This is a genomic window from Streptomyces hawaiiensis, from assembly GCF_004803895.1.
GTDB classification, from domain to species: domain Bacteria; phylum Actinomycetota; class Actinomycetes; order Streptomycetales; family Streptomycetaceae; genus Streptomyces; species Streptomyces hawaiiensis.
Genome location: NZ_CP021978.1, coordinates 7,171,213 through 7,194,808 on the forward strand (window position 1 = coordinate 7,171,213; position 23,596 = coordinate 7,194,808).

General features: G+C 66.5%; 3 protein-coding genes and 2 pseudogenes. 4 read left to right on the forward strand and 1 reads right to left on the reverse strand.

Annotated features, from left to right (window positions below; all coding sequences use genetic code 11):
* Positions 1-12 precede the first annotated feature (12 nt).
* The 4 genes and pseudogenes from CEB94_RS32945 to CEB94_RS41970 form a co-directional block, all read left to right on the forward strand.
* Positions 13-14,022 carry a non-ribosomal peptide synthetase gene (locus tag CEB94_RS32945; RefSeq protein WP_281292537.1) on the forward strand — a complete coding sequence of 4,670 codons (14,010 nt, stop codon included), beginning with the start codon at positions 13-15 and terminating at the stop codon, positions 14,020-14,022.
* On the forward strand, positions 14,019-21,161 hold the full coding sequence (locus CEB94_RS32950) for an amino acid adenylation domain-containing protein (protein ID WP_175435634.1): 7,143 nt from the start codon (positions 14,019-14,021) through the stop codon (positions 21,159-21,161). The genes CEB94_RS32945 and CEB94_RS32950 overlap by 4 nt, the downstream gene beginning before the upstream one ends.
* 39 nt (positions 21,162-21,200) lie before the next feature.
* Complete coding sequence (locus CEB94_RS32955) at positions 21,201-21,428, forward strand: MbtH family protein (protein ID WP_281292538.1); 228 nt, start codon at positions 21,201-21,203, stop codon at positions 21,426-21,428.
* 124 nt (positions 21,429-21,552) lie between these two features.
* Positions 21,553-22,113 (forward strand): annotated as a pseudogene (locus tag CEB94_RS41970) (transposase); the annotation flags it as partial.
* 55 nt (positions 22,114-22,168) lie between these two features.
* Here CEB94_RS41970 and CEB94_RS32965 read toward each other — a convergent pair.
* Positions 22,169-23,573, reverse strand: a pseudogene (locus CEB94_RS32965) (ISL3 family transposase).
* Positions 23,574-23,596 lie beyond the last annotated feature (23 nt).

Sequence of the window (23,596 nt, forward strand, 5' to 3'; positions counted from 1 at the left end):
AGCTGGTTCAAAATGCGTGAAGACGGGAGCATTACGTTGTCCAGTGGCCGCCGCGGAATTGTCCTGCCATTGTCCTCGGCTCAGCGCGAAGTGTGGTTTGCGCAGCAGCTAGACGTGGCCAATCCGTTCTACAACGTCGGGGGCTATCTGGAAATACTCGGCCCGATCGACGCGACACTGTTCGAGGCAGCGCTGCGTCAGACCGTATCCGAGGCCGAGGCGCTTCACGTGCGATTTGTCGAGCAGGAGGGTGAGCCGGGACAGATCCTCGAGCCGCCGTCGCGGTGGCCACTTCACCACATCGACGTCAGCGACGCCCCGGACCCACGGGCCGCCGCCGAGGAGTGGATGCGGGCCGATCTCGCCAAGCCGTACAACCTCGCGCAAGGCCCGCTCTTCCGCCAGGCCCTCTTCACCGTCGCCCCCGACCGCTTCTTGTGGTACGAGGGCAGTCACCACATCGTGCTCGACGCGCTGAGCCATTCCCTCATAATCCGGCGGGTCGCCGAAGTGTACACATCGCTGGTTGACGATCAGCCGGTCCCGGCCACCCGCTTCGGTTCTCTGACGTCTCTCCTCGACGACGAAGCGGAGTACCGTCAGTCGGCCCGCTACGAGAAGAGCCGAACGTACTGGCTCAACCGCTTCCACGACCAGCCTGAAACCGTACGGCTGGCTGGCCCGCCCATGGCCATGCCGTCCACCTTCCTGCGCCGCACGGCCTACCTCCCGCACGGAGTCTGGCAGTTGGTCCGCAAGGCAGCTGCGGAGACGGGCACTACCGTTCCCAACGTGATCACTGCTGCGGTGGCGGCGTTTCTCCAGCGGATGACCAACGCGCGTGAAGTCGTCCTCGGTCTCGCCGTCACGGGCCGGGACAGCAGCTGGCTGCGACGCGTCCCGGGCATGCTCGCCCACGCGGTTCCGCTCCGAATCCCGATCGGCTCCGCCACGATCATGACGGACCTCATCCGGCAAACGTCACAGGAGAGTTTCCAGGCACTGCGCCACCTTCGGTATAGCAGCGAAGAACTCCGGCGCGACCTGCCGGCCCGCGGGGGACGCCAGAACATCTTCGGCCCGCTCGTCAACTACATGTCGTTCGACTACGACCTGCGCATGGGGCCACACCGCACCTACTTCCACAACATCTCTAACGGTCCCGTGGAGGACCTTTCGATCGCCGTCTACGACACCCATGACGGCCAGGACATCCGCCTGGACTTCGACGCAAACCCGCAGCTTTACAGCCCGTCCGAGATCGTGACGCTGCAACAGCGATTCCTTCGCTTTCTCGAATCGTCCCTCTCCGTCGGCATCGACCAGCCGATCGCACGGGCCGTGCTGCTGTCGGCGGACGAGCGTGCCCAGATCATCGAGGCTCGGAATGCCACCGACCGGGAGGTGATCGTCCCGAGCGTGCTCTCGGAGGCGTTCGAGGCGCAGGTGCGGGTGACGCCGGCCGGGGTGGCGGTGGTGTGTGACGAGGTCGAGGTTTCGTATGCGGAGTTGAATGAGCGGGCGAATCGGCTGGCGCGGTTGCTGGTTGCGCGGGGTGCGGGGCCGGAGCGGTTGGTGGGGCTGGCTGTTCCGCGGTCGGTGGAGTTGGTGGTGGCGGTCCTGGCGGTGTTGAAGGCCGGGGCGGCGTATCTGCCGTTGGATGTGGAGTATCCGCGCGAGCGGTTGGCGTTCATGGTGGGGGATGCGGCGCCGGTGTTGCTGGTGTCCACCGAGGCGGTGGTGGCCGGCGTGCCGGGGGATGTGGAGCGGGTGCTGCTGGACGATCCGGCGGTGCTGGAGGAGCTGGCCGGTCTGCCCGCGGGCGATGTCGAGTCTGGTGAGCGGCTGGGTGTGGTGGGGCCGCAGTCGCCGGCGTATGTGATCTACACGTCCGGTTCCACCGGCACACCCAAGGGCGTCGTGGTGACCCACGCAGGTGCCGCGAGCCTAGTCTCCCAACAGGTTGACGGGCTTGGTGTAGGCGCGGACAGCAGGGTCCTGCAGTTCGCCTCACCGAGCTTCGACGCGATGTTCTGGGAATGGTGCATGGCGCTGTTGACTGGCGCGGCCCTGGTGCTCGCCGACAATCAGCGCCTCGCGCCAGGGCCCGCCCTCGCCGAGCTGGCAGCGGAACACCGTGTCACCCATGCCACGATTCCCCCCGCAGCTTTGGCGATCATGGCACCGGACTCCCTCCCTATGGTGACCACCCTGGTGGTCGCCGGCGAGGCGTCATCGGCAGCCCTTGTCAGCGACTGGGCCCCCGGGCGGACAATGATCAACGCCTACGGCCCGACCGAGAGCACGGTCTGCGCGACCATGACCGGTCCCCTCACTGGGACGGGTACCCCGCCGATTGGTCGGCCGATTTGGAATACGCGGGTGTATGTGCTGGATGCCGGGCTGGCGCCGGTGCCGGTGGGTGTTGCGGGTGAGTTGTATCTGGCGGGCGTGGGTCTGGCGCGCGGGTATCTGAACCGTCCTGGTCTGACGGCGGAGCGGTTTGTGGCGAATCCGTTCACTCCTGGTGAGCGGATGTATCGCACTGGGGATCTGGTGCGGTGGAATGCCGAGGGTGAGCTGGAGTATCTGGGCCGGGCCGACTCCCAGGTGAAGGTGCGGGGTTTCCGGATCGAGCTGGGTGAGGTCGAGACGGTGCTGGCTGGCCGGCCGGAGGTTGGCCAGGCGGCGGTGATGGTGCGTGAGGACCGTCCCGGTGATCAGCGCATCGTGGCCTATGTGGTGCCGGGTGCGGGGCGTGTGGTGGATGAGCGTGTGCTGCGTGGGCGTCTGTCGGAGGTGTTGCCGGAGTACATGGTGCCGTCGGCGGTGGTGGTGCTGGACGCGCTGCCGTTGACGCCGAACGGGAAGCTGGACCGGCGGGCCCTTCCCGCGCCCGATTTTGGTGGTGGTCGGGGGGTGCGGCGTGGTCCGCGGTCGCCGCAGGAGGAGGTGCTGTGTGCGGCGTTCGCTGAGGTGCTGGGTGTGGGGCAGGTCGGTGTCGATGACAGCTTCTTTGAGCTGGGTGGCCATTCGTTGCTGGCGACGCGGTTGATCAGCCGGGTGCGGTCGGTGCTGGGTGTGGAGTTGTCGGTGCGGGCGGTGTTCGAGGCGCCGACGGTGGCCGCCCTGGCACAGCGGTTGTCGCAGGGCCAGGGGGCTCGGCCGGCGGTGCGGGTCGTCGAGCGGCCGGACATCGTGCCGTTGTCGTTCGCTCAGCGGCGGTTGTGGTTCCTGCACAGGCTGGAGGGGCCGAGTGCGACGTACAACATGCCGATGGCGATCCGGCTGTCGGGTGAGCTGGACCGGGACGCGCTGAGGCTGGCGCTGGGTGATGTGGTCGAGCGGCACGAGAGTCTGCGGACGGTATTCGGGGAAGCCGACGGGGTGCCGTACCAGCGGGTGCTGGATGTGGTGGACGTCGCCATCCCGGTCGTCCCGTTGACGGAGACGGAGCTGGCGCGGGAGACCGCTGAGGCCGCAGCCCACGCGTTCGACCTGACCGCGGAGATCCCCCTTCGCGCGACGCTGTTCGAGCTGTCGCCGACCGAGCATGTGCTGCTGCTGGTACTGCACCACATCGCCGCTGACGGCTGGTCCATCGTTCCGCTGTCCAGGGACCTCGCCCTGGCATACACGGCTCGTACGGCGCACAGGGCGCCCGAATGGTCTCGGCTTCCCGTGCAGTACGCGGACTATGTGGCGTGGCAGCGTGAACTCCTCGGCAGCGAGGAAGAGCCGAACAGTCTCATCAGCCAGCAGGTCGGCTACTGGACAGACGCTCTCGCCGGGATACCTGAGCGGTTGAATCTCCCGGCGGATCGTCCCCACCCCGCGGTGGCTACCTTCACCGGTGGTGTGGTGCCCTTCGCGTTCAGCGCGGACGCCCACCAGTCGGCGGTCGCACTGGCCCGCGAAACCGGTTCGACGGTGTTCATGGTCGTCCAGGCGGCGTTGGCCGCGCTGCTGCACAAGCTCGGCGCGGGGACGGACATTCCGATCGGCTCCCCGATCGCCGGTCGCACCGACCAGGCACTCGACGGCGTGGTGGGCATCTTCGTCAACACCCTGGTGTTGCGTACGGACGTATCGGGTGACCCGTCGTTCCGGGAGCTGCTGGCGCGGGTGCGGGAGACGGACCTGGCCGCATACGCCCATCAGGACGTTCCCTTCGAGCACCTGGTAGAGGTTCTCAGCCCGGCGCGCTCACTGTCGCATCACCCGTTGTTCCAGGTGATGCTCGCGGCAGAGGACGTCAATACCGGCCTAATCGACCTGCCCGGACTCGCATCGAGCCTGCAGCCTCTCGGAACCGGCACGGCCAAATTCGATCTCTCGCTCTCCTACAGTGAACTGCACTCCGAGGACGGCACCCCCGCGGGTATCGATTGCCGCATCGAATACAGCGCTGACCTCTTCGACCACGCCACCGCGGAGCGCATCGGGGCGTACCTGACGCGATTCCTGGAAGCTGCCGTCAACCACACAGACAGCTCCGTGAGGAACCTCGACATCCTCACGACCACCGAGCACCTTCGGATCGAAGAGGAGTGGAATGACACCGCGCACAACGTCGTCGAACTTACGCTCACGGAGCTCTTCGAAGAGCAGGCGGCCCGGACACCGGGCCGTACGGCTCTGGTCTTCGAGGATAGCGAACTGACGTACGGGGACCTGCATGCACGGGCCGACAGCCTGGCGTCCCTGCTGACAAGCTTCGGCGCCGGCCCCGAGCGTGTGGTGGCAGTGGCCGTTCCCCGGTCGATCGATCTGGTCGTCGCTCTCCTCGCGGTGCTGAAGTCCGGGGCGGCCTATCTGCCGCTCGACCCGGACGACCCATCCGAGCGCACGGCTTTCGTACTCGACGACGCGCAGCCGATCCTCCTGCTGGTCACCGAGGAGACATCCACCCTCCTGCCGCAGACCGGTTCGACCCCGGAACGGATCGTGCTGGACAGCCCCGAGACCCGGATACGCCTGGCTCGGTCCGCCGACGATCGGGAGCAGCCGGAGCCCGGCGAGCGCCCCACGACGCCGCTGCCGCAGCACCCGGCATACGTCATATACACCTCAGGTTCGACGGGACGTCCGAAGGGTGTGCCGATTCCCCACAGCGGGATAGTTAACCGGCTGCTGTGGATGCAGGCCCAGTACGGCCTCACCGGCGAGGACCGTGTGCTGCAGAAGACGCCGTCGAGTTTCGACGTATCCGTCTGGGAGTTCTTCTGGCCGCTGATCGCGGGCGCCGGCCTCGTTATCGCACGGCCTGGCGGCCACAAAGATCCGGCCTACCTAGCCGACCTCATCAACGAGCAGCAGGTCACCACGGCGCACTTCGTGCCCTCCATGCTGCGGGCGTTCCTGTCCCGGCCCGCGGCGGCCACCTGTACGAGCCTGCGGCAGGTGATCTGCAGCGGCGAGGCCCTGACCGCGGACCTCGCACAGGCGTTCCATACGACTCTGAGCATCCCGCTGCACAACCTGTACGGCCCTACCGAGGCTTCCGTCGACGTCACGTACCACGCTTGCGCCTCCGAGACGGAAGACAAGCACCCGCCGATTGGTCGGCCGATTTGGAATACGCGGGTGTATGTGCTGGATGCCGGGCTGGCGCCGGTGCCGGTGGGTGTTGCGGGTGAGTTGTATCTGGCGGGCGTGGGTCTGGCGCGCGGGTATCTGAACCGTCCTGGTCTGACGGCGGAGCGGTTTGTGGCGAATCCGTTCACTCCTGGTGAGCGGATGTATCGCACTGGGGATCTGGTGCGGTGGAATGCCGAGGGTGAGCTGGAGTATCTGGGCCGGGCCGACTCCCAGGTGAAGGTGCGGGGTTTCCGGATCGAGCTGGGTGAGGTCGAGACGGTGCTGGCTGGCCGGCCGGAGGTTGGCCAGGCGGCGGTGATGGTGCGTGAGGACCGTCCCGGTGATCAGCGCATCGTGGCCTATGTGGTGCCGGGTGCGGGGCGTGTGGTGGATGAGCGTGTGCTGCGTGGGCGTCTGTCGGAGGTGTTGCCGGAGTACATGGTGCCGTCGGCGGTGGTGGTGCTGGACGCGCTGCCGTTGACGCCCAGCGGCAAGGTGGACCGGCGGGCCCTTCCCGCGCCCGTTATCGACACTGAGTCCTCGGGCCGAGGCCCCCGGACACCCCAGGAGGAGATCCTCTGCGGAGTGTTCGCCGAGGTCCTGGGAGTTTCCAGGGTCGATGTCGACAGCAACTTCTTTGAGCTGGGTGGCCATTCGTTGCTGGCGACGCGGTTGATCAGCCGGGTGCGGTCGGTGCTGGGTGTGGAGTTGTCGGTGCGGGCGGTGTTCGAGGCGCCGACGGTGGCCGCCCTGGCACAGCGGTTGTCGCAGGGCCAGGGGGCTCGGCCGGCGGTGCGGGTCGTCGAGCGGCCGGACATCGTGCCGTTGTCGTTCGCTCAGCGGCGGTTGTGGTTCCTGCACAGGCTGGAGGGGCCGAGTGCGACGTACAACATGCCGATGGCGATCCGGCTGTCGGGTGAGCTGGACCGGGACGCGCTGAGGCTGGCGCTGGGTGATGTGGTCGAGCGGCACGAGAGTCTGCGGACGGTATTCGGGGAAGCCGACGGGGTGCCGTACCAGCGGGTGCTGGATGTGGTGGACGTCGCCATCCCGGTCGTCCCGTTGACGGAGACGGAGCTGGCGCGGGAGACCGCTGAGGCCGCAGCCCACGCGTTCGACCTGACCGCGGAGATCCCCCTTCGCGCGACGCTGTTCGAGCTGTCGCCGACCGAGCATGTGCTGCTGCTGGTACTGCACCACATCGCGGGCGACGGCGGTTCCCTCCGCCCGGCACTCCGGGACGTTGGTGTGGCGTATGTGGCGCGGGCGGGTGGGCGTGTGCCGGGGTGGTCGGAGTTGCCGGTGCAGTATGTGGATTACACGCTGTGGCAGCAGGAACTGCTAGGTGATGAGGGTGATCCGGACAGTCTGGTGAGCCGTCAGGTGGCGTACTGGTCGAAGACGCTGGAGGGCCTGCCTGAGCAGCTGGAGTTGCCGGTGGACCGTCCGCGTCCGGCGGTGGCCAGTTATGCCGGTGATGTGGTTCCGCTGGCGGTGGATGCGGAGGTGCATGGTCGGATTGTGGCGCTGGCTCGGGAGTGTGGGGCGAGTGTGTTCATGGTGTTGCAGGCCGGTCTGGCGGTGTTGCTGAAGCGGCTGGGTGCGGGGTCGGACATTGCGTTGGGTTCGCCAATCGCGGGGCGGATGGACGAGGCGCTCGATGATCTGGTCGGGTTCTTCGTCAACACTCTTGTGCTGAGGACCGACGTCTCCGGTGATCCGTCGTTCCGGGAGTTGCTGGGGCGGGTGCGGGAGACGGATCTGGCCGCTTATGCCCATCAGGATGTGCCGTTTGAGCATCTGGTGGAGGTGCTGAATCCGGCGCGGTCGTTGTCACATCACCCGTTGTTCCAGGTGATGCTGGCGTTCCAGAGTGCTGAGCGTGGTGAACTGTCTCTGCCGGGTGTGCAGGTTTCGAGCATGCCGGTGGGGACGGGCACCTCCCGCTTCGATTTGCTGTTCAACGTCGATGAGCGGTTCTCGGCGTCGGGTGTGGCGTTGGGGCTTGAGGGGTTTGTGGAGTTCAGCACGGATCTGTTCGACCGGGGCACGGTGGTGTCGTTGGTGGAACGGCTGGTGCGGGTGCTGGAGCAGGTGGTGGCCGATCCGGGTGTGCGGGTCGGTGCGGTGGAGCTGCTGTCGGCGGACGAGCGTGCCCAGATCATCGAGGCTCGGAATGCCACCGACCGGGAGGTGATCGTCCCGAGCGTGCTCTCGGAGGCGTTCGAGGCGCAGGTGCGGGTGACGCCGGCCGGGGTGGCGGTGGTGTGTGACGAGGTCGAGGTTTCGTATGCGGAGTTGAATGAGCGGGCGAATCGGCTGGCGCGGTTGCTGGTTGCGCGGGGTGCGGGGCCGGAGCGGTTGGTGGGGCTGGCTGTTCCGCGGTCGGTGGAGTTGGTGGTGGCGGTCCTGGCGGTGTTGAAGGCCGGGGCGGCGTATCTGCCGTTGGATGTGGAGTATCCGCGCGAGCGGTTGGCGTTCATGGTGGGGGATGCGGCGCCGGTGTTGCTGGTGTCCACCGAGGCGGTGGTGGCCGGCGTGCCGGGGGATGTGGAGCGGGTGCTGCTGGACGATCCGGCGGTGCTGGAGGAGCTGGCCGGTCTGCCCGCGGGCGATGTCGAGTCTGGTGAGCGGCTGGGTGTGGTGGGGCCGCAGTCGCCGGCGTATGTGATCTACACGTCCGGTTCCACCGGCACACCCAAGGGCGTGGTGATGACGGTGGAGGCGCTGGCCAATCTGATTGCTTGGCATGTGGCGACGATCGGGGCGGGGCCGGAGGCGTCGGTGGCGCAGTTCACGGCGATCAGTTTCGATGTGTCGGCGCAGGAGATTCTGGAGACGCTGGGGTCGGGTAAGCGTCTGGTGGTTCCGGATGCTGATGTGCGGCGGGACGCGGCGCGGTTCGTCCGGTGGCTGGAGGAGTATCGAATCACGGAACTGTACGCGCCGAACGTCATGGTGGAAGCGGTCTGCGAAGCCGCGCTCGAACAACACCGCACCCTTCCCGCCCTCCACCACATCGGCCAGGCCGGTGAAGCACTGCGACTGAGTTCCGCGGTGCAGGACTTTTTCTCCGCATCCTCCGACCGCCGCATGCACAACCACTACGGCCCCGCTGAGACGCACGTCGTCACGGCTCACTCCCTGTCGGACGATGTGACGGGATGGCGGGCGACGGCTCCGATTGGTCGGCCGATTTGGAATACGCGGGTGTATGTGCTGGATGCCGGGCTGGCGCCGGTGCCGGTGGGTGTTGCGGGTGAGTTGTACATCGCGGGCGCCGCCCTGGCCCGCGGCTACCACGACCGTCCTGGTCTGACGGCGGAGCGGTTTGTGGCGAATCCGTTCACTCCTGGTGAGCGGATGTATCGCACTGGGGATCTGGTGCGGTGGAATGCCGAGGGTGAGCTGGAGTATCTGGGCCGGGCCGACTCCCAGGTGAAGGTGCGGGGTTTCCGGATCGAGCTGGGTGAGGTCGAGACGGTGCTGGCTGGCCGGCCGGAGGTTGGCCAGGCGGCGGTGATGGTGCGTGAGGACCGTCCCGGTGATCAGCGCATCGTGGCCTATGTGGTGCCGGGTGCGGGGCGTGTGGTGGATGAGCGTGTGCTGCGTGGGCGTCTGTCGGAGGTGTTGCCGGAGTACATGGTGCCGTCGGCGGTGGTGGTGCTGGACGCGCTGCCGTTGACGCCCAGCGGCAAGGTGGACCGGCGGGCCCTTCCCGCGCCCGTTATCGACACTGAGTCCTCGGGCCGAGGCCCCCGGACACCCCAGGAGGAGATCCTCTGCGGAGTGTTCGCCGATGTCCTGGGAGTTTCCAGGGTCGATGTCGACAGCAACTTCTTTGAGCTGGGTGGCCATTCGTTGCTGGCGACGCGGTTGATCAGCCGGGTGCGGTCGGTGCTGGGTGTGGAGTTGTCGGTGCGGGCGGTGTTCGAGGCGCCGACGGTGGCCGCCCTGGCACAGCTGCTTCCCAGTGCCGGTACGGCCAGGCCGGCGGTGCGGGTCGTATCCGAGCGGCCGGACATCGTGCCGTTGTCGTTCGCTCAGCGGCGGTTGTGGTTCCTGCACAGGCTGGAGGGGCCGAGTGCGACGTACAACATGCCGATGGCGATCCGGCTGTCGGGTGAGCTGGACCGGGACGCGCTGAGGCTGGCGCTGGGTGATGTGGTCGAGCGGCACGAGAGTCTGCGGACGGTGTTTCCCGAGGTTGATGGGGTGCCGCAGCAGAGGGTGCTGAGTGTCTCTGCGGCGGGCGTGGGGTTGTCGGTGGTGTCGACGGTGGAGGAAGAGCTGCCTGAGAGGCTGGCGGCCGCGGCTGCCGATGGTTTTGACCTGGCGAACGATCTTCCTTTGCGTGTGACGCTGTTCGAGCTGTCGCCGACCGAACATGTCCTGCTGTTCGTACTGAACCACATTGCTGGCGACGGTTGGTCCCTGCGGCCTTTGTCGCGCGACGTCACAGAGGCGTATGTGGCGCGGGTGGGTGGGCGTGTGCCGGGGTGGTCGGAGTTGCCGGTGCAGTATGTGGATTACACGCTGTGGCAGCAGGAACTGCTCGGTGATGAGAGCGATCCGCAGAGTGTCATCAGCCGTCAGGTCGATTACTGGAAGACAGCCCTGACGGACATCCCCGACCGGCTGGACGTTCCGGTGGACCGTCCGCGTCCGGCGGTGGCCAGCTATCGAGGCGATCTCATCGACATCCAGATGAGCGCGGAGGTGCATGGTCGGATTGTGGCGCTGGCTCGGGAGTGTGGGGCGAGTGTGTTCATGGTGTTGCAGGCCGGTCTGGCGGTGTTGCTGAAGCGGCTGGGTGCGGGGTCGGACATTGCGTTGGGTTCGCCAATCGCGGGGCGGATGGACGAGGCGCTCGATGATCTGGTCGGGTTCTTCGTCAACACTCTTGTGCTGAGGACCGACGTCTCCGGTGATCCGTCGTTCCGGGAGTTGCTGGGGCGGGTGCGGGAGACGGATCTGGCCGCTTATGCCCATCAGGATGTGCCGTTTGAGCATCTGGTGGAGGTGCTGAATCCGGCGCGGTCGTTGTCACATCACCCGTTGTTCCAGGTGATGCTGGCGTTGCAGAACACGCCTGAGGGTGCGTTTGTTCTGCCCGGTTTGGAGAGTCGTATCGAGCCGGTGGGGACGGGAACGTCGCGGTTCGATCTGTTCTTCAATCTGCGGGAGCGGTTCTCGGCGTCGGGTGTGGCGTTGGGGCTTGAGGGGTTTGTGGAGTTCAGCACGGATCTGTTCGACCGGGGCACGGTGGTGTCGTTGGTGGAACGGCTGGTGCGGGTGCTGGAGCAGGTGGTGGCCGATCCGGGTGTGCGGGTCGGTGCGGTGGAGCTGCTGTCGGCGGACGAGCGTGCCCAGATCATCGAGGCTCGGAATGCCACCGACCGGGAGGTGATCGTCCCGAGCGTGCTCTCGGAGGCGTTCGAGGCGCAGGTGCGGGTGACGCCGGCCGGGGTGGCGGTGGTGTGTGACGAGGTCGAGGTTTCGTATGCGGAGTTGAATGAGCGGGCGAATCGGCTGGCGCGGTTGCTGGTTGCGCGGGGTGCGGGGCCGGAGCGGTTGGTGGGGCTGGCTGTTCCGCGGTCGGTGGAGTTGGTGGTGGCGGTCCTGGCGGTGTTGAAGGCCGGGGCGGCGTATCTGCCGTTGGATGTGGAGTATCCGCGCGAGCGGTTGGCGTTCATGGTGGGGGATGCGGCGCCGGTGTTGCTGGTGTCCACCGAGGCGGTGGTGGCCGGCGTGCCGGGGGATGTGGAGCGGGTGCTGCTGGACGATCCGGCGGTGCTGGAGGAGCTGGCCGGTCTGCCCGCGGGCGATGTCGAGTCTGGTGAGCGGCTGGGTGTGGTGGGGCCGCAGTCGCCGGCGTATGTGATCTACACGTCCGGTTCCACCGGCACACCCAAGGGCGTCGTGGTGGCGCAGGAGAGTGTGGCTGATCTGTTGTCCTGGGCGGTGCGGGCGTTTGACCGGGGGCGGTTGTCGCATGTGCTGGCCGCGACGTCACTGAGTTTCGATGTGTCGGTGTTCGAGCTGTTCGCTCCGTTGGTGTCGGGTGGCTCGGTGGAGGTGGTGCGCGATGTGCTGGCACTGCTGGGCCGGCCGTGGTCGGGCAGCTTGATCAGTGCGGTTCCCTCGGCTCTGGCGCAGGTGGTCGGACAACCGGATCTGGCCGTGAAGGCGCAGACGGTGGTGCTGGCCGGGGAGGCACTCTCGGCGCAGGTGGTCGCGGATATCCGGGCCGCCATGCCGGGGTGCCAGGTGGCCAACATCTACGGCCCGACCGAGGCCACGGTCTATGCCACAGCCTGGTTCGCCGGTGTGGACCACACTGTCACCCCGCCGATTGGTCGGCCGATTTGGAATACGCGGGTGTATGTGCTGGATGCCGGGCTGGCGCCGGTGCCGGTGGGTGTTGCGGGTGAGTTGTATCTGGCGGGCGTGGGTCTGGCGCGCGGGTATCTGAACCGTCCTGGTCTGACGGCGGAGCGGTTTGTGGCGAATCCGTTCACTCCTGGTGAGCGGATGTATCGCACTGGGGATCTGGTGCGGTGGAATGCCGAGGGTGAGCTGGAGTATCTGGGCCGGGCCGACTCCCAGGTGAAGGTGCGGGGTTTCCGGATCGAGCTGGGTGAGGTCGAGACGGTGCTGGCTGGCCGGCCGGAGGTTGGCCAGGCGGCGGTGATGGTGCGTGAGGACCGTCCCGGTGATCAGCGCATCGTCGCCTATGTCGTACCGAAGACCGCATCAGCGCAGTCGAGCGACCAGGTGGAGGACGAACAGGTCGACGAATGGCAGCAGGTCTACGATTCCATCTACGGGCAGACCAAGGACAGCGCCGGCTTCGGTGACGACTTCACCGGATGGGTCAGCAGCTACGACGGGGAGCCCATCCCCCTGGAACAGATGCGTGCCTGGCGAGACGCGACTGTTGAGCGCATTCTGAGCCACACACCGGAACGCGTCCTGGAGATCGGCGTCGGCAGTGGCCTGTTGCTGGCCCACCTCGCCCAGCACTGTGACGAATACTGGGCAAGCGACTTCTCGTCCGCCGTCATCGATAAGCTGAGGTCCGACGTCGCTGGACATCCGGAGATCGCGGAACGGCTGACGCTCCTGTGTCGGCCCGCAGACGTGACCAGCGACCTGCCGGAGAACCATTTCGACACGATAGTCATCAATTCCGTGGTCCAGTACTTCCCGAGTCGCTCCTATCTCCTTCAGGTGCTGGAGAACTCACTTCGGCTCCTCAGGCCGGGTGGCCGCCTGCTCATCGGCGATGTGCGGAATTTTGATTTGCTGAGCAGCTTCCATGCCGCTGTGCAACTCGCGCGTTCCGCCACGGAGGACGATGTACCGACCGTGCGCCGGGCAGTCAAACGTGCCGTGTCCGACGAGAAGGAACTCCTCGTCTCACCCGCCTTCTTTGCAGCTTCGGCCGACCTGTTCCACGACGTAAACGCGGTCGACATCCGTATCAAGCAAGGTGGGCACCTCAATGAGCTGACCCGCTATCGATACGACGTCACCCTGCACAAGCAAGCGACGTCGACCGTCTCCCTAGCACAGGCCGACTCCCTGCGATGGGGACGCGAAGTGTCCGACATGGAGGAGCTCGCTCGGTACCTGACTCAGCAGCGGCCGTCCGCTCTCCGCGTCACGGGTGTCGCCAACGGGCGGCTGGCCCATGAGATCGCCGCGGTGCATGCGATGGAAGCGGATGAGCCGATGGCGGAAGTACGCAGACGAGCCGCCGATTCCGATAGCGCCGGATGGGACCCCGAACAGTTCCAGGCACTCGGTGAAGAACAAGGGTACGGCGTGGTGACGACGTGGTCGGGCGCCAGCCATGACGGAGCCTTCGACGTTGTGTTCCACACTGCTACGGACACGGCAGCCGCACTCACCGACGTCTACCTTTCGGCGGAGGGGAGCACGTCGACGACCTCCGGAATGACGAACGACCCCGCCGGCCACCGTCAGAAGAAAACACTCGTTACCTCGCTGCGTAGGCAACTGTCCGAAGCATTGCCGGAGTACATGGTGCCGTCGGCGGTGGTGGTGCTGGACGAGCTGCCGTTGACGCCCAGCGGCAAGCTGGACCGTCGCGCCCTACCTACGCCGGACTTCAGCGGACGGGCGGGCGGACGAAGGCCGCGCACCCCGCAGGAAGAGGTGCTGTGCGATCTGTTCGCTGAAGTACTCGGCCTGCCACGGGTCGGTGTCGATGACAGTTTCTTTGATCTGGGCGGCCACTCGTTGCTGGCGACGCGGCTGATCAGCCGGGTCCGATCGGTGCTGGGGGTTGAGCTTTCGATCGGAAGCATCTTCGATGCGCCCACCGTCGCGAGTATGGCCAGTTCCTTGAAAATGGTTGAAAAGACACAGAGGCCGAAGCTGCGTCGCATGCAGCGGCCGGGGGAGACGCGATGATTCCGTTGTCGTTCGCTCAGCAGCGGTTGTGGTTCCTGCATCAGTTGGAAGGCCCCAACGGGACGTACAACATCCCCTTGGCGATGAGGCTGTCGGGTGAGCTGGACCGGGACGCGCTGAGGCTGGCGCTGGGTGATGTGGTCGAGCGGCACGAGAGTCTGCGGACGGTGTTTCCCGAGGTTGATGGGGTGCCGCAGCAGAGGGTGCTGAGTGTCTCTGCGGCGGGCGTGGGGTTGTCGGTGGTGTCGACGGTGGAGGAAGAGCTGCCTGAGAGGCTGGCGGCCGCGGCTGCCGATGGTTTTGACCTGGCGAACGATCTTCCTTTGCGTGTGACGCTGTTCGAGCTGTCGCCGACCGAACATGTCCTGCTGCTCGTGCTGAACCACATTGCCGCTGACGGCTGGTCCTTCGCCCCTCTGTCGCGGGACGTTGGTGTGGCGTATGTGGCGCGGGCGGGTGGGCGTGTGCCGGGGTGGTCGGAGTTGCCGGTGCAGTATGTGGATTACACGCTGTGGCAGCAGGAACTGCTTGGTGATGAGGGTGATCCGGACAGTCTGGTGAGCCGTCAGGTGGCGTACTGGTCGAAGACGCTGGAGGGCCTGCCTGAGCAGCTGGAGTTGCCGGTGGACCGTCCGCGTCCGGCGGTGGCCAGTTATGCCGGTGATGTGGTTCCGCTGGCGGTGGATGCGGAGGTGCATGGTCGGATTGTGGCGCTGGCTCGGGAGTGTGGGGCGAGTGTGTTCATGGTGTTGCAGGCCGGTCTGGCGGTGTTGCTGAAGCGGCTGGGTGCGGGGTCGGACATTGCGTTGGGTTCGCCAATCGCGGGGCGGATGGACGAGGCGCTCGATGATCTGGTCGGGTTCTTCGTCAACACTCTTGTGCTGAGGACCGACGTCTCCGGTGATCCGTCGTTCCGGGAGTTGCTGGGGCGGGTGCGGGAGACGGATCTGGCCGCTTATGCCCATCAGGATGTGCCGTTTGAGCATCTGGTGGAGGTGCTGAATCCGGCGCGGTCGTTGTCACATCACCCGTTGTTCCAGGTGATGCTGGCGTTGCAGAACACGCCTGAGGGTGCGTTTGTTCTGCCCGGTTTGGAGAGTCGTATCGAGCCGGTGGGGACGGGAACGTCGCGGTTCGATCTGTTCTTCAATCTGCGGGAGCGGTTCTCGGCGTCGGGTGTGGCGTTGGGGCTTGAGGGGTTTGTGGAGTTCAGCACGGATCTGTTCGACCGGGGCACGGTGGTGTCGTTGGTGGAACGGCTGGTGCGGGTGCTGGAGCAGGTGGTGGCCGATCCGGGTGTGCGGGTCGGTGCGGTGGAGCTGCTGTCGGCGGACGAGCGTGCCCAGATCATCGAGGCTCGGAATGCCACCGACCGGGAGGTGATCGTCCCGAGCGTGCTCTCGGAGGCGTTCGAGGCGCAGGTGCGGGTGACGCCGGCCGGGGTGGCGGTGGTGTGTGACGAGGTCGAGGTTTCGTATGCGGAGTTGAATGAGCGGGCGAATCGGCTGGCGCGGTTGCTGGTTGCGCGGGGTGCGGGGCCGGAGCGGTTGGTGGGGCTGGCTGTTCCGCGGTCGGTGGAGTTGGTGGTGGCGGTCCTGGCGGTGTTGAAGGCCGGGGCGGCGTATCTGCCGTTGGATGTGGAGTATCCGCGCGAGCGGTTGGCGTTCATGGTGGGGGATGCGGCGCCGGTGTTGCTGGTGTCCACCGAGGCGGTGGTGGCCGGCGTGCCGGGGGATGTGGAGCGGGTGCTGCTGGACGATCCGGCGGTGCTGGAGGAGCTGGCCGGTCTGCCCGCGGGCGATGTCGAGTCTGGTGAGCGGCTGGGTGTGGTGGGGCCGCAGTCGCCGGCGTATGTGATCTACACGTCCGGTTCCACCGGCACACCCAAGGGCGTCGTGGTGGCGCAGGAGAGTGTGGCTGATCTGTTGTCCTGGGCGGTGCGGGCGTTTGACCGGGGGCGGTTGTCGCATGTGCTGGCCGCGACGTCACTGAGTTTCGATGTGTCGGTGTTCGAGCTGTTCGCTCCGTTGGTGTCGGGTGGCTCGGTGGAGGTGGTGCGCGATGTGCTGGCACTGCTGGGCCGGCCGTGGTCGGGCAGCTTGATCAGTGCGGTTCCCTCGGCTCTGGCGCAGGTGGTCGGACAACCGGATCTGGCCGTGAAGGCGCAGACGGTGGTGCTGGCCGGGGAGGCACTCTCGGCGCAGGTGGTCGCGGATATCCGGGCCGCCATGCCGGGGTGCCAGGTGGCCAACATCTACGGCCCGACCGAGGCCACGGTCTATGCCACAGCCTGGTTCGCCGGTGTGGACCACACTGTCACCCCGCCGATTGGTCGGCCGATTTGGAATACGCGGGTGTATGTGCTGGATGCCGGGCTGGCGCCGGTGCCGGTGGGTGTTGCGGGTGAGTTGTATCTGGCGGGCGTGGGTCTGGCGCGCGGGTATCTGAACCGTCCTGGTCTGACGGCGGAGCGGTTTGTGGCGAATCCGTTCACTCCTGGTGAGCGGATGTATCGCACTGGGGATCTGGTGCGGTGGAATGCCGAGGGTGAGCTGGAGTATCTGGGCCGGGCCGACTCCCAGGTGAAGGTGCGGGGTTTCCGGATCGAGCTGGGTGAGGTCGAGACGGTGCTGGCTGGCCGGCCGGAGGTTGGCCAGGCGGCGGTGATGGTGCGTGAGGACCGTCCCGGTGATCAGCGCATCGTGGCCTATGTGGTGCCGGGTGCGGGGCGTGTGGTGGATGAGCGTGTGCTGCGTGGGCGTCTGTCGGAGGTGTTGCCGGAGTACATGGTGCCGTCGGCGGTGGTGGTGCTGGACGCGCTGCCGTTGACGCCGAACGGGAAGCTGGACCGGCGGGCCCTTCCCGCGCCCGATTTTGGTGGTGGTCGGGGGGTGCGGCGTGGTCCGCGGTCGCCGCAGGAGGAGGTGCTGTGTGCGGCGTTCGCTGAGGTGCTGGGTGTGGGGCAGGTCGGTGTCGATGACAGCTTCTTTGAGCTGGGTGGCCATTCGTTGCTGGCGACGCGGTTGATCAGCCGGGTGCGGTCGGTGCTGGGTGTGGAGTTGTCGGTGCGGGCGGTGTTCGAGGCGCCGACGGTGGCCGCCCTGGCACAGCGGTTGTCGCAGGGCCAGGGGGCTCGGCCGGCGGTGCGGGTCGTCGAGCGGCCGGACATCGTGCCGTTGTCGTTCGCTCAGCGGCGGTTGTGGTTCCTGCACAGGCTGGAGGGGCCGAGTGCGACGTACAACATGCCGATGGCGATCCGGCTGTCGGGTGAGCTGGACCGGGACGCGCTGAGGCTGGCGCTGGGTGATGTGGTCGAGCGGCACGAGAGTCTGCGGACGGTATTCTCCGACGGACCGGAGGGCCCCCGCCAGCACGTGATGGACGCTTCAGTAGCTGTGCCGGACCTCGTCGTCATCGAGGCGATTGAAGCAGAGCTGCCGAGCCGACTGGCCGAGGAGGCGCGATACGCCTTCGACCTCGCCCTGGACACCCCCCTTCGCGCGACGCTGTTCGAACTGTCGCCGACCGAGCATGTGCTGCTGCTGGTACTGCACCACATCGCGGGTGACGGTTGGTCCCTGCGACCTCTGTCGCGGGACGTTGGTGTGGCGTATGTGGCGCGGGCGGGTGGGCGTGTGCCGGGGTGGTCGGAGTTGCCGGTGCAGTATGTGGATTACACGCTGTGGCAGCAGGAACTGCTAGGTGATGAGGGTGATCCGGACAGTCTGGTGAGCCGTCAGGTGGCGTACTGGTCGAAGACGCTGGAGGGCCTGCCTGAGCAGCTGGAGTTGCCGGTGGACCGTCCGCGTCCGGCGGTGGCCAGTTATGCCGGTGATGTGGTTCCGCTGGCGGTGGATGCGGAGGTGCATGGTCGGATTGTGGCGCTGGCTCGGGAGTGTGGGGCGAGTGTGTTCATGGTGTTGCAGGCCGGTCTGGCGGTGTTGCTGAAGCGGCTGGGTGCGGGGTCGGACATTGCGTTGGGTTCGCCAATCGCGGGGCGGATGGACGAGGCGCTCGATGATCTGGTCGGGTTCTTCGTCAACACTCTTGTGCTGAGGACCGACGTCTCCGGTGATCCGTCGTTCCGGGAGTTGCTGGGGCGGGTGCGGGAGACGGATCTGGCCGCTTATGCCCATCAGGATGTGCCGTTTGAGCATCTGGTGGAGGTGCTGAATCCGGCGCGGTCGTTGTCACATCACCCGTTGTTCCAGGTGATGCTGGCGTTCCAGAGTGCTGAGCGTGGTGAACTGTCTCTGCCGGGTGTGCAGGTTTCGAGCATGCCGGTGGGGACGGGCACCTCCCGCTTCGATTTGCTGTTCAACGTCGATGAGCGGTTCTCGGCGTCGGGTGTGGCGTTGGGGCTTGAGGGGTTTGTGGAGTTCAGCACGGATCTGTTCGACCGGGGCACGGTGGTGTCGTTGGTGGAACGGCTGGTGCGGGTGCTGGAGCAGGTGGTGGCCGATCCGGGTGTGCGGGTCGGTGCGGTGGAGCTGCTGTCGGCGGACGAGCGTGCCCAGATCATCGAGGCTCGGAATGCCACCGACCGGGAGGTGATCGTCCCGAGCGTGCTCTCGGAGGCGTTCGAGGCGCAGGTGCGGGTGACGCCGGCCGGGGTGGCGGTGGTGTGTGACGAGGTCGAGGTTTCGTATGCGGAGTTGAATGAGCGGGCGAATCGGCTGGCGCGGTTGCTGGTTGCGCGGGGTGCGGGGCCGGAGCGGTTGGTGGGGCTGGCTGTTCCGCGGTCGGTGGAGTTGGTGGTGGCGGTCCTGGCGGTGTTGAAGGCCGGGGCGGCGTATCTGCCGTTGGATGTGGAGTATCCGCGCGAGCGGTTGGCGTTCATGGTGGGGGATGCGGCGCCGGTGTTGCTGGTGTCCACCGAGGCGGTGGTGGCCGGCGTGCCGGGGGATGTGGAGCGGGTGCTGCTGGACGATCCGGCGGTGCTGGAGGAGCTGGCCGGTCTGCCCGCGGGCGATGTCGAGTCTGGTGAGCGGCTGGGTGTGGTGGGGCCGCAGTCGCCGGCGTATGTGATCTACACGTCCGGTTCCACCGGCACACCCAAGGGCGTGGTGATGACGGTGGAGGCGCTGGCCAATCTGATTGCTTGGCATGTGGCGACGATCGGGGCGGGGCCGGAGGCGTCGGTGGCGCAGTTCACGGCGATCAGTTTCGATGTGTCGGCGCAGGAGATTCTGGAGACGCTGGGGTCGGGTAAGCGTCTGGTGGTTCCGGATGCTGATGTGCGGCGGGACGCGGCGCGGTTCGTCCGGTGGCTGGAGGAGTATCGAATCACGGAACTGTACGCGCCGAACGTCATGGTGGAAGCGGTCTGCGAAGCCGCGCTCGAACAACACCGCACCCTTCCCGCCCTCCACCACATCGGCCAAGGCGGGGAGGCTCTGGGGCTCACCCCTGCCGTGCGCGAGTTCATCACGGCTGAGCCCGGTCGTCGGCTCCACAACCACTACGGACCTTCCGAGACCCATCTGGTCACGGCCCATTCCCTGTCGGACGATGTGACGGGATGGCGGGCGACGGCTCCGATTGGTCGGCCGATTTGGAACACGCGGGTGTATGTGCTGGATGCCGGGCTGGCGCCGGTGCCGGTGGGTGTTGCGGGTGAGTTGTACATCGCGGGCGCCGCCCTGGCCCGCGGCTACCACGACCGTCCTGGTCTGACGGCGGAGCGGTTTGTGGCGAATCCGTTCACTCCTGGTGAGCGGATGTATCGCACTGGGGATCTGGTGCGGTGGAATGCCGAGGGTGAGCTGGAGTATCTGGGCCGGGCCGACTCCCAGGTGAAGGTGCGGGGCATACGCGTCGAACTAGGCGAGATCGAGGCGGTCCTCGCTGGCCACCCCGACGTCGCCCAGGCAGCCGTGGCATTGCGCGCTGAGGGCCCGGGCGGTGGACGCCCCGTCGGATACGTCGTCCCTGTGTCGGGCTGCGACGTGGACGTTCCGGCGCTGCGCACTTACCTGGCCGGCGCGTTGCCGGAGCACATGATGCCGTCCGCGATCGTGATGCTGGACGCCTTGCCGTTGACACCTAGCGGCAAGGTGGACCGGCGGGCCCTTCCTGCGCCCGTTATCGACACTGAGTCCTCGGGCCGAGGCCCCCGGACACCCCAGGAGGAGATCCTCTGCGGCGTGTTCGCCGAAATCTTGGGGATGTCCCGGGTCGATATCGACAGCAACTTCTTCGACCTTGGTGGCCACTCACTCCTGGCGACGCGCCTCATCAACCGCATCCAGGACCTGCTAGGCGTGGAACTTTCGATTCGTAGTTTGTTTGAAGCGCCGACCGTGGCGGGCCTGGCCGAACGCCTGGGCGTGGACACCAAGGAAGGCGCGCTCGACGTCCTGCTGCCGTTGAGGACTAACGGTGACAGAGCCCCGCTCTTCTGCATCCATCCCGGCGGTGGCCTCAGCTGGTGCTATGCGGGACTGCTAAAGCATCTCGGACCGGGCCGTCCGATCTACGGGCTGCAGGCTCGCGGGCTCGCCGAGCCCACGGAACTACCGAAGACCATCGTGGAGATGGCCGGCGACTACCTGGAGCAGATGAGGGCGGTGCAGCCGCACGGCCCGTACCACCTGCTGGGCTGGTCCTTCGGCGGGATGGTCGCCCATGTCATAGCCACGCAGCTGCAGGATAAGGGAGAGAGCGTCGCGCTGCTGGCGATGCTCGACGCCTATCCGATCGTTCCGGAACAGGCCGACCAGAGAACGGGCGGCTTGGAGAAGGAACTGCTCGCAGACCTCATCCACTTCGTGGGAATCGATGCCGATGCGACCCGGGACAAATTGGACCGGTCAGCTGCGCTGGACATCCTCCGGCAGGAAGGCAGCGCGCTCGCCGCGCTCGACGACCGCAGCACGTCAGCGCTTATGGACATCTTCATCAACAACAACAAGTTGCTGACAGGATTCAACCCCGTCCGCTTCCGTGGGGAGCTCCTGCACTTCACGGCCACGCTGGGCCGGGACGAGAGGACACCGACGGCGCGGAGTTGGCGACCGCATGTCGAAGGCCGTATCGAGGACCACCCGATCGCCTGCGAGCACCGGGACATGGTTCAGCCAGGGCCGCTTGCCGAAATCGCAAAGATCGTGGCCGACAAGCTTGACACCAGGCCCTGAAGAAACAAGAGCAGACAAGAAAAACGAAAGGTGACTATCGTGTCCAATCCCTTTGAGGACAACGACAGCGAATACCTGGCGCTTGTCAACGACGAAGGACAATACTCACTCTGGCCCGCGTACATCGGCGTCCCTGAGGGATGGCATGTAGCGCACCAGAAGGCTGGCCGTCAGGTCTGCCTGGAATACATTGAGGCGCAATGGACGGACATGCGTCCCCGGAGCCTTGCCCAAGCGGTCACGCAGGCCACGACGGCAACTCAGTAGCCGGAAGCATCTGGTCTTTCCAGATTCGTGTCTGATCAATGCCCCTGCGTGCTCCGCGCGCAGGGGCGTTCCTCGCCCTGTGAGTGATGTGGTCAATATTGGTATTTAAGGGATTCGGATGACGGTCGACGACGTCAGCCACGAGGGCTTGCGCATCCTGCTCCGCGAAAGAAGGCGTCTCCTTTCAACGGCTGAAGACCTGGGAGACCTAACGCGATCCGGACTACGCGGCCAAGAAGGACCGGATCGAACATCACGACGCAATCGCCGACAGCAAGGTCATACCCGAGGACGACGAACCCGAAGGCGTCTTCTGCAGGGACGAGTTCGGGCCGCTTCTGATGCCCCACCCGGGCCAACAGTGGGCTGCCGCTACCTGCGTAGCCTCCACCCGCTTGAGACCCGCATCGCGATCGTCTGCAACAACTTCTCCCCGCACCTGACCACGAAGAGCTGCCAGCGGGTCGGCACCTGGGCCGCCGCGAACAGCGTCGAGATCGCCTACACCCCGACCAACAGCTCCTGGCTCCACCGGATAGAAGCGCAGTTCACCACCCTGCGCTACTTCACCCTCGACGGCACCGACCACGCCACCCACAAGGAACAGGGCAGCATGATCAGCCGATACATCATCTGGCGAAACCGCCATGGCGACGACCAGCGCCTACGCGCCGTCGTCGAAAGGGGTCTGTCAGACGTTCGGATCTGGCTCGTAGTCGGTGGTGACGCCGGGGTGTCTGTCAGGGCAGGAGCATGCGGTGGCGGAGGAGGCCGAATCGGGCGCGTCCGTGCTTCTGTCGCATGATCCTCCTAATGCAGGTGTTGCCACCTTCGGTGCGGCCGTTGTGGTAGGGCAAGGTGAGGCCGGCGTCCACGGCGGACCGGTAGTCTTCGAGGCCGTTGGTGAAGCTGCGCAGGTGGGGTAGTTCGACGGTGTGGGCGGCCGTGATCCACTCGGTGAGTTTCCCGTCGTTGCCCTCGGCCGGTTTTGGCAGGGTGGCGAAGCCGCGTACGGGATCGGCAATGTGGTCATCTCCGGGCAGGCCGCGACGATCTTCTCCAGCAGGGTCGTTTCCTTCGGGCGCAGGTTTTCGGGGTCGGTGAGCAGGAGGCGGCTGGCGTGGCGTGGGGTAGTGACGGAGCGGTCGCCTTCGGCGCGGCCCTGGTTGAGGTCGCGGACCAGGAGGTTCGCGCTGCGGGTGTAGCCCAGCTTCCTTATCTCTCCCAGCAGTTGGTTGACAGGAACTCCCGGTTCAGCCACCCGGCGGGTGCGCAGATGGTCGCGGTAGGGGTCAACGAGCGTGGGCCGGTAGGCGGGGGCGATGCGCAGAGCCTGGGCTTGGGCATGCGGGCGTAGCGTTTGACGGTGTCAGGGCTACTCCGAGGCGGCGGGAGCAGTCGAGCAGGCCGACACCCTGGCCGACGAGGTCGTGGATCTTGTTCCAGCTTTCGCGGGTGGTCTGCTCGCGTACTCCGCCGGGGCGGGTCGGATTGATGGTGGCCCAGCATCCGATGTGCGCGCAGACCTCGAGCTGGACTTTGTCGCAGAGGTTGCGCCAGAGGTGCCATCGGTCGCTGACCTGCACCGCGTCGGACAGGGCCCGGCGGATGGCCTCGGCGTAGATGGCCGAGCCGTCGCGGTACACGATCTCGGCAACAGAGTGTTCGCGCAGCCAGGACTCCAGAGTGGCCCTCTCGCGGTCGGGCAGGACCGCGACGCGGCGGCCGGTTTCGGCATCTGTGATGATCGTGGCGTAACGGTGGCGGCGGCGCAGGGCGAAATCATCCACGCCGATCACCCGCGGGACCGCCTGCTGTGGCAGCGGCAGGCGTCGCAGATGGCGTAGCGCGGTGCTGCGGGAGACGGGCACGGCCAGCAGGCCGGCGAGGCGTGCGGCCGCCCGACCGCATAACTCCTCCGCCACCTGGGATATCTGTCAGGCAAGCCGCACCGTGCGGCTCTGATGGCGTTCCAGCAGTCCGTGACACCTTCGCCGTCAGCGTCCGGCACACCGGACACGGCACCGCCACATCCCGCGTGCGGGCCGTGACCACCACCGCGTCACCACAGCCCTCCACGTCCTCGACAACGAGCACCGGCAACCCGAAAAAAGACACTGTGCCGATAAGGGAGTTGACAACCATCGCGAGATCACGATCGCGAATGA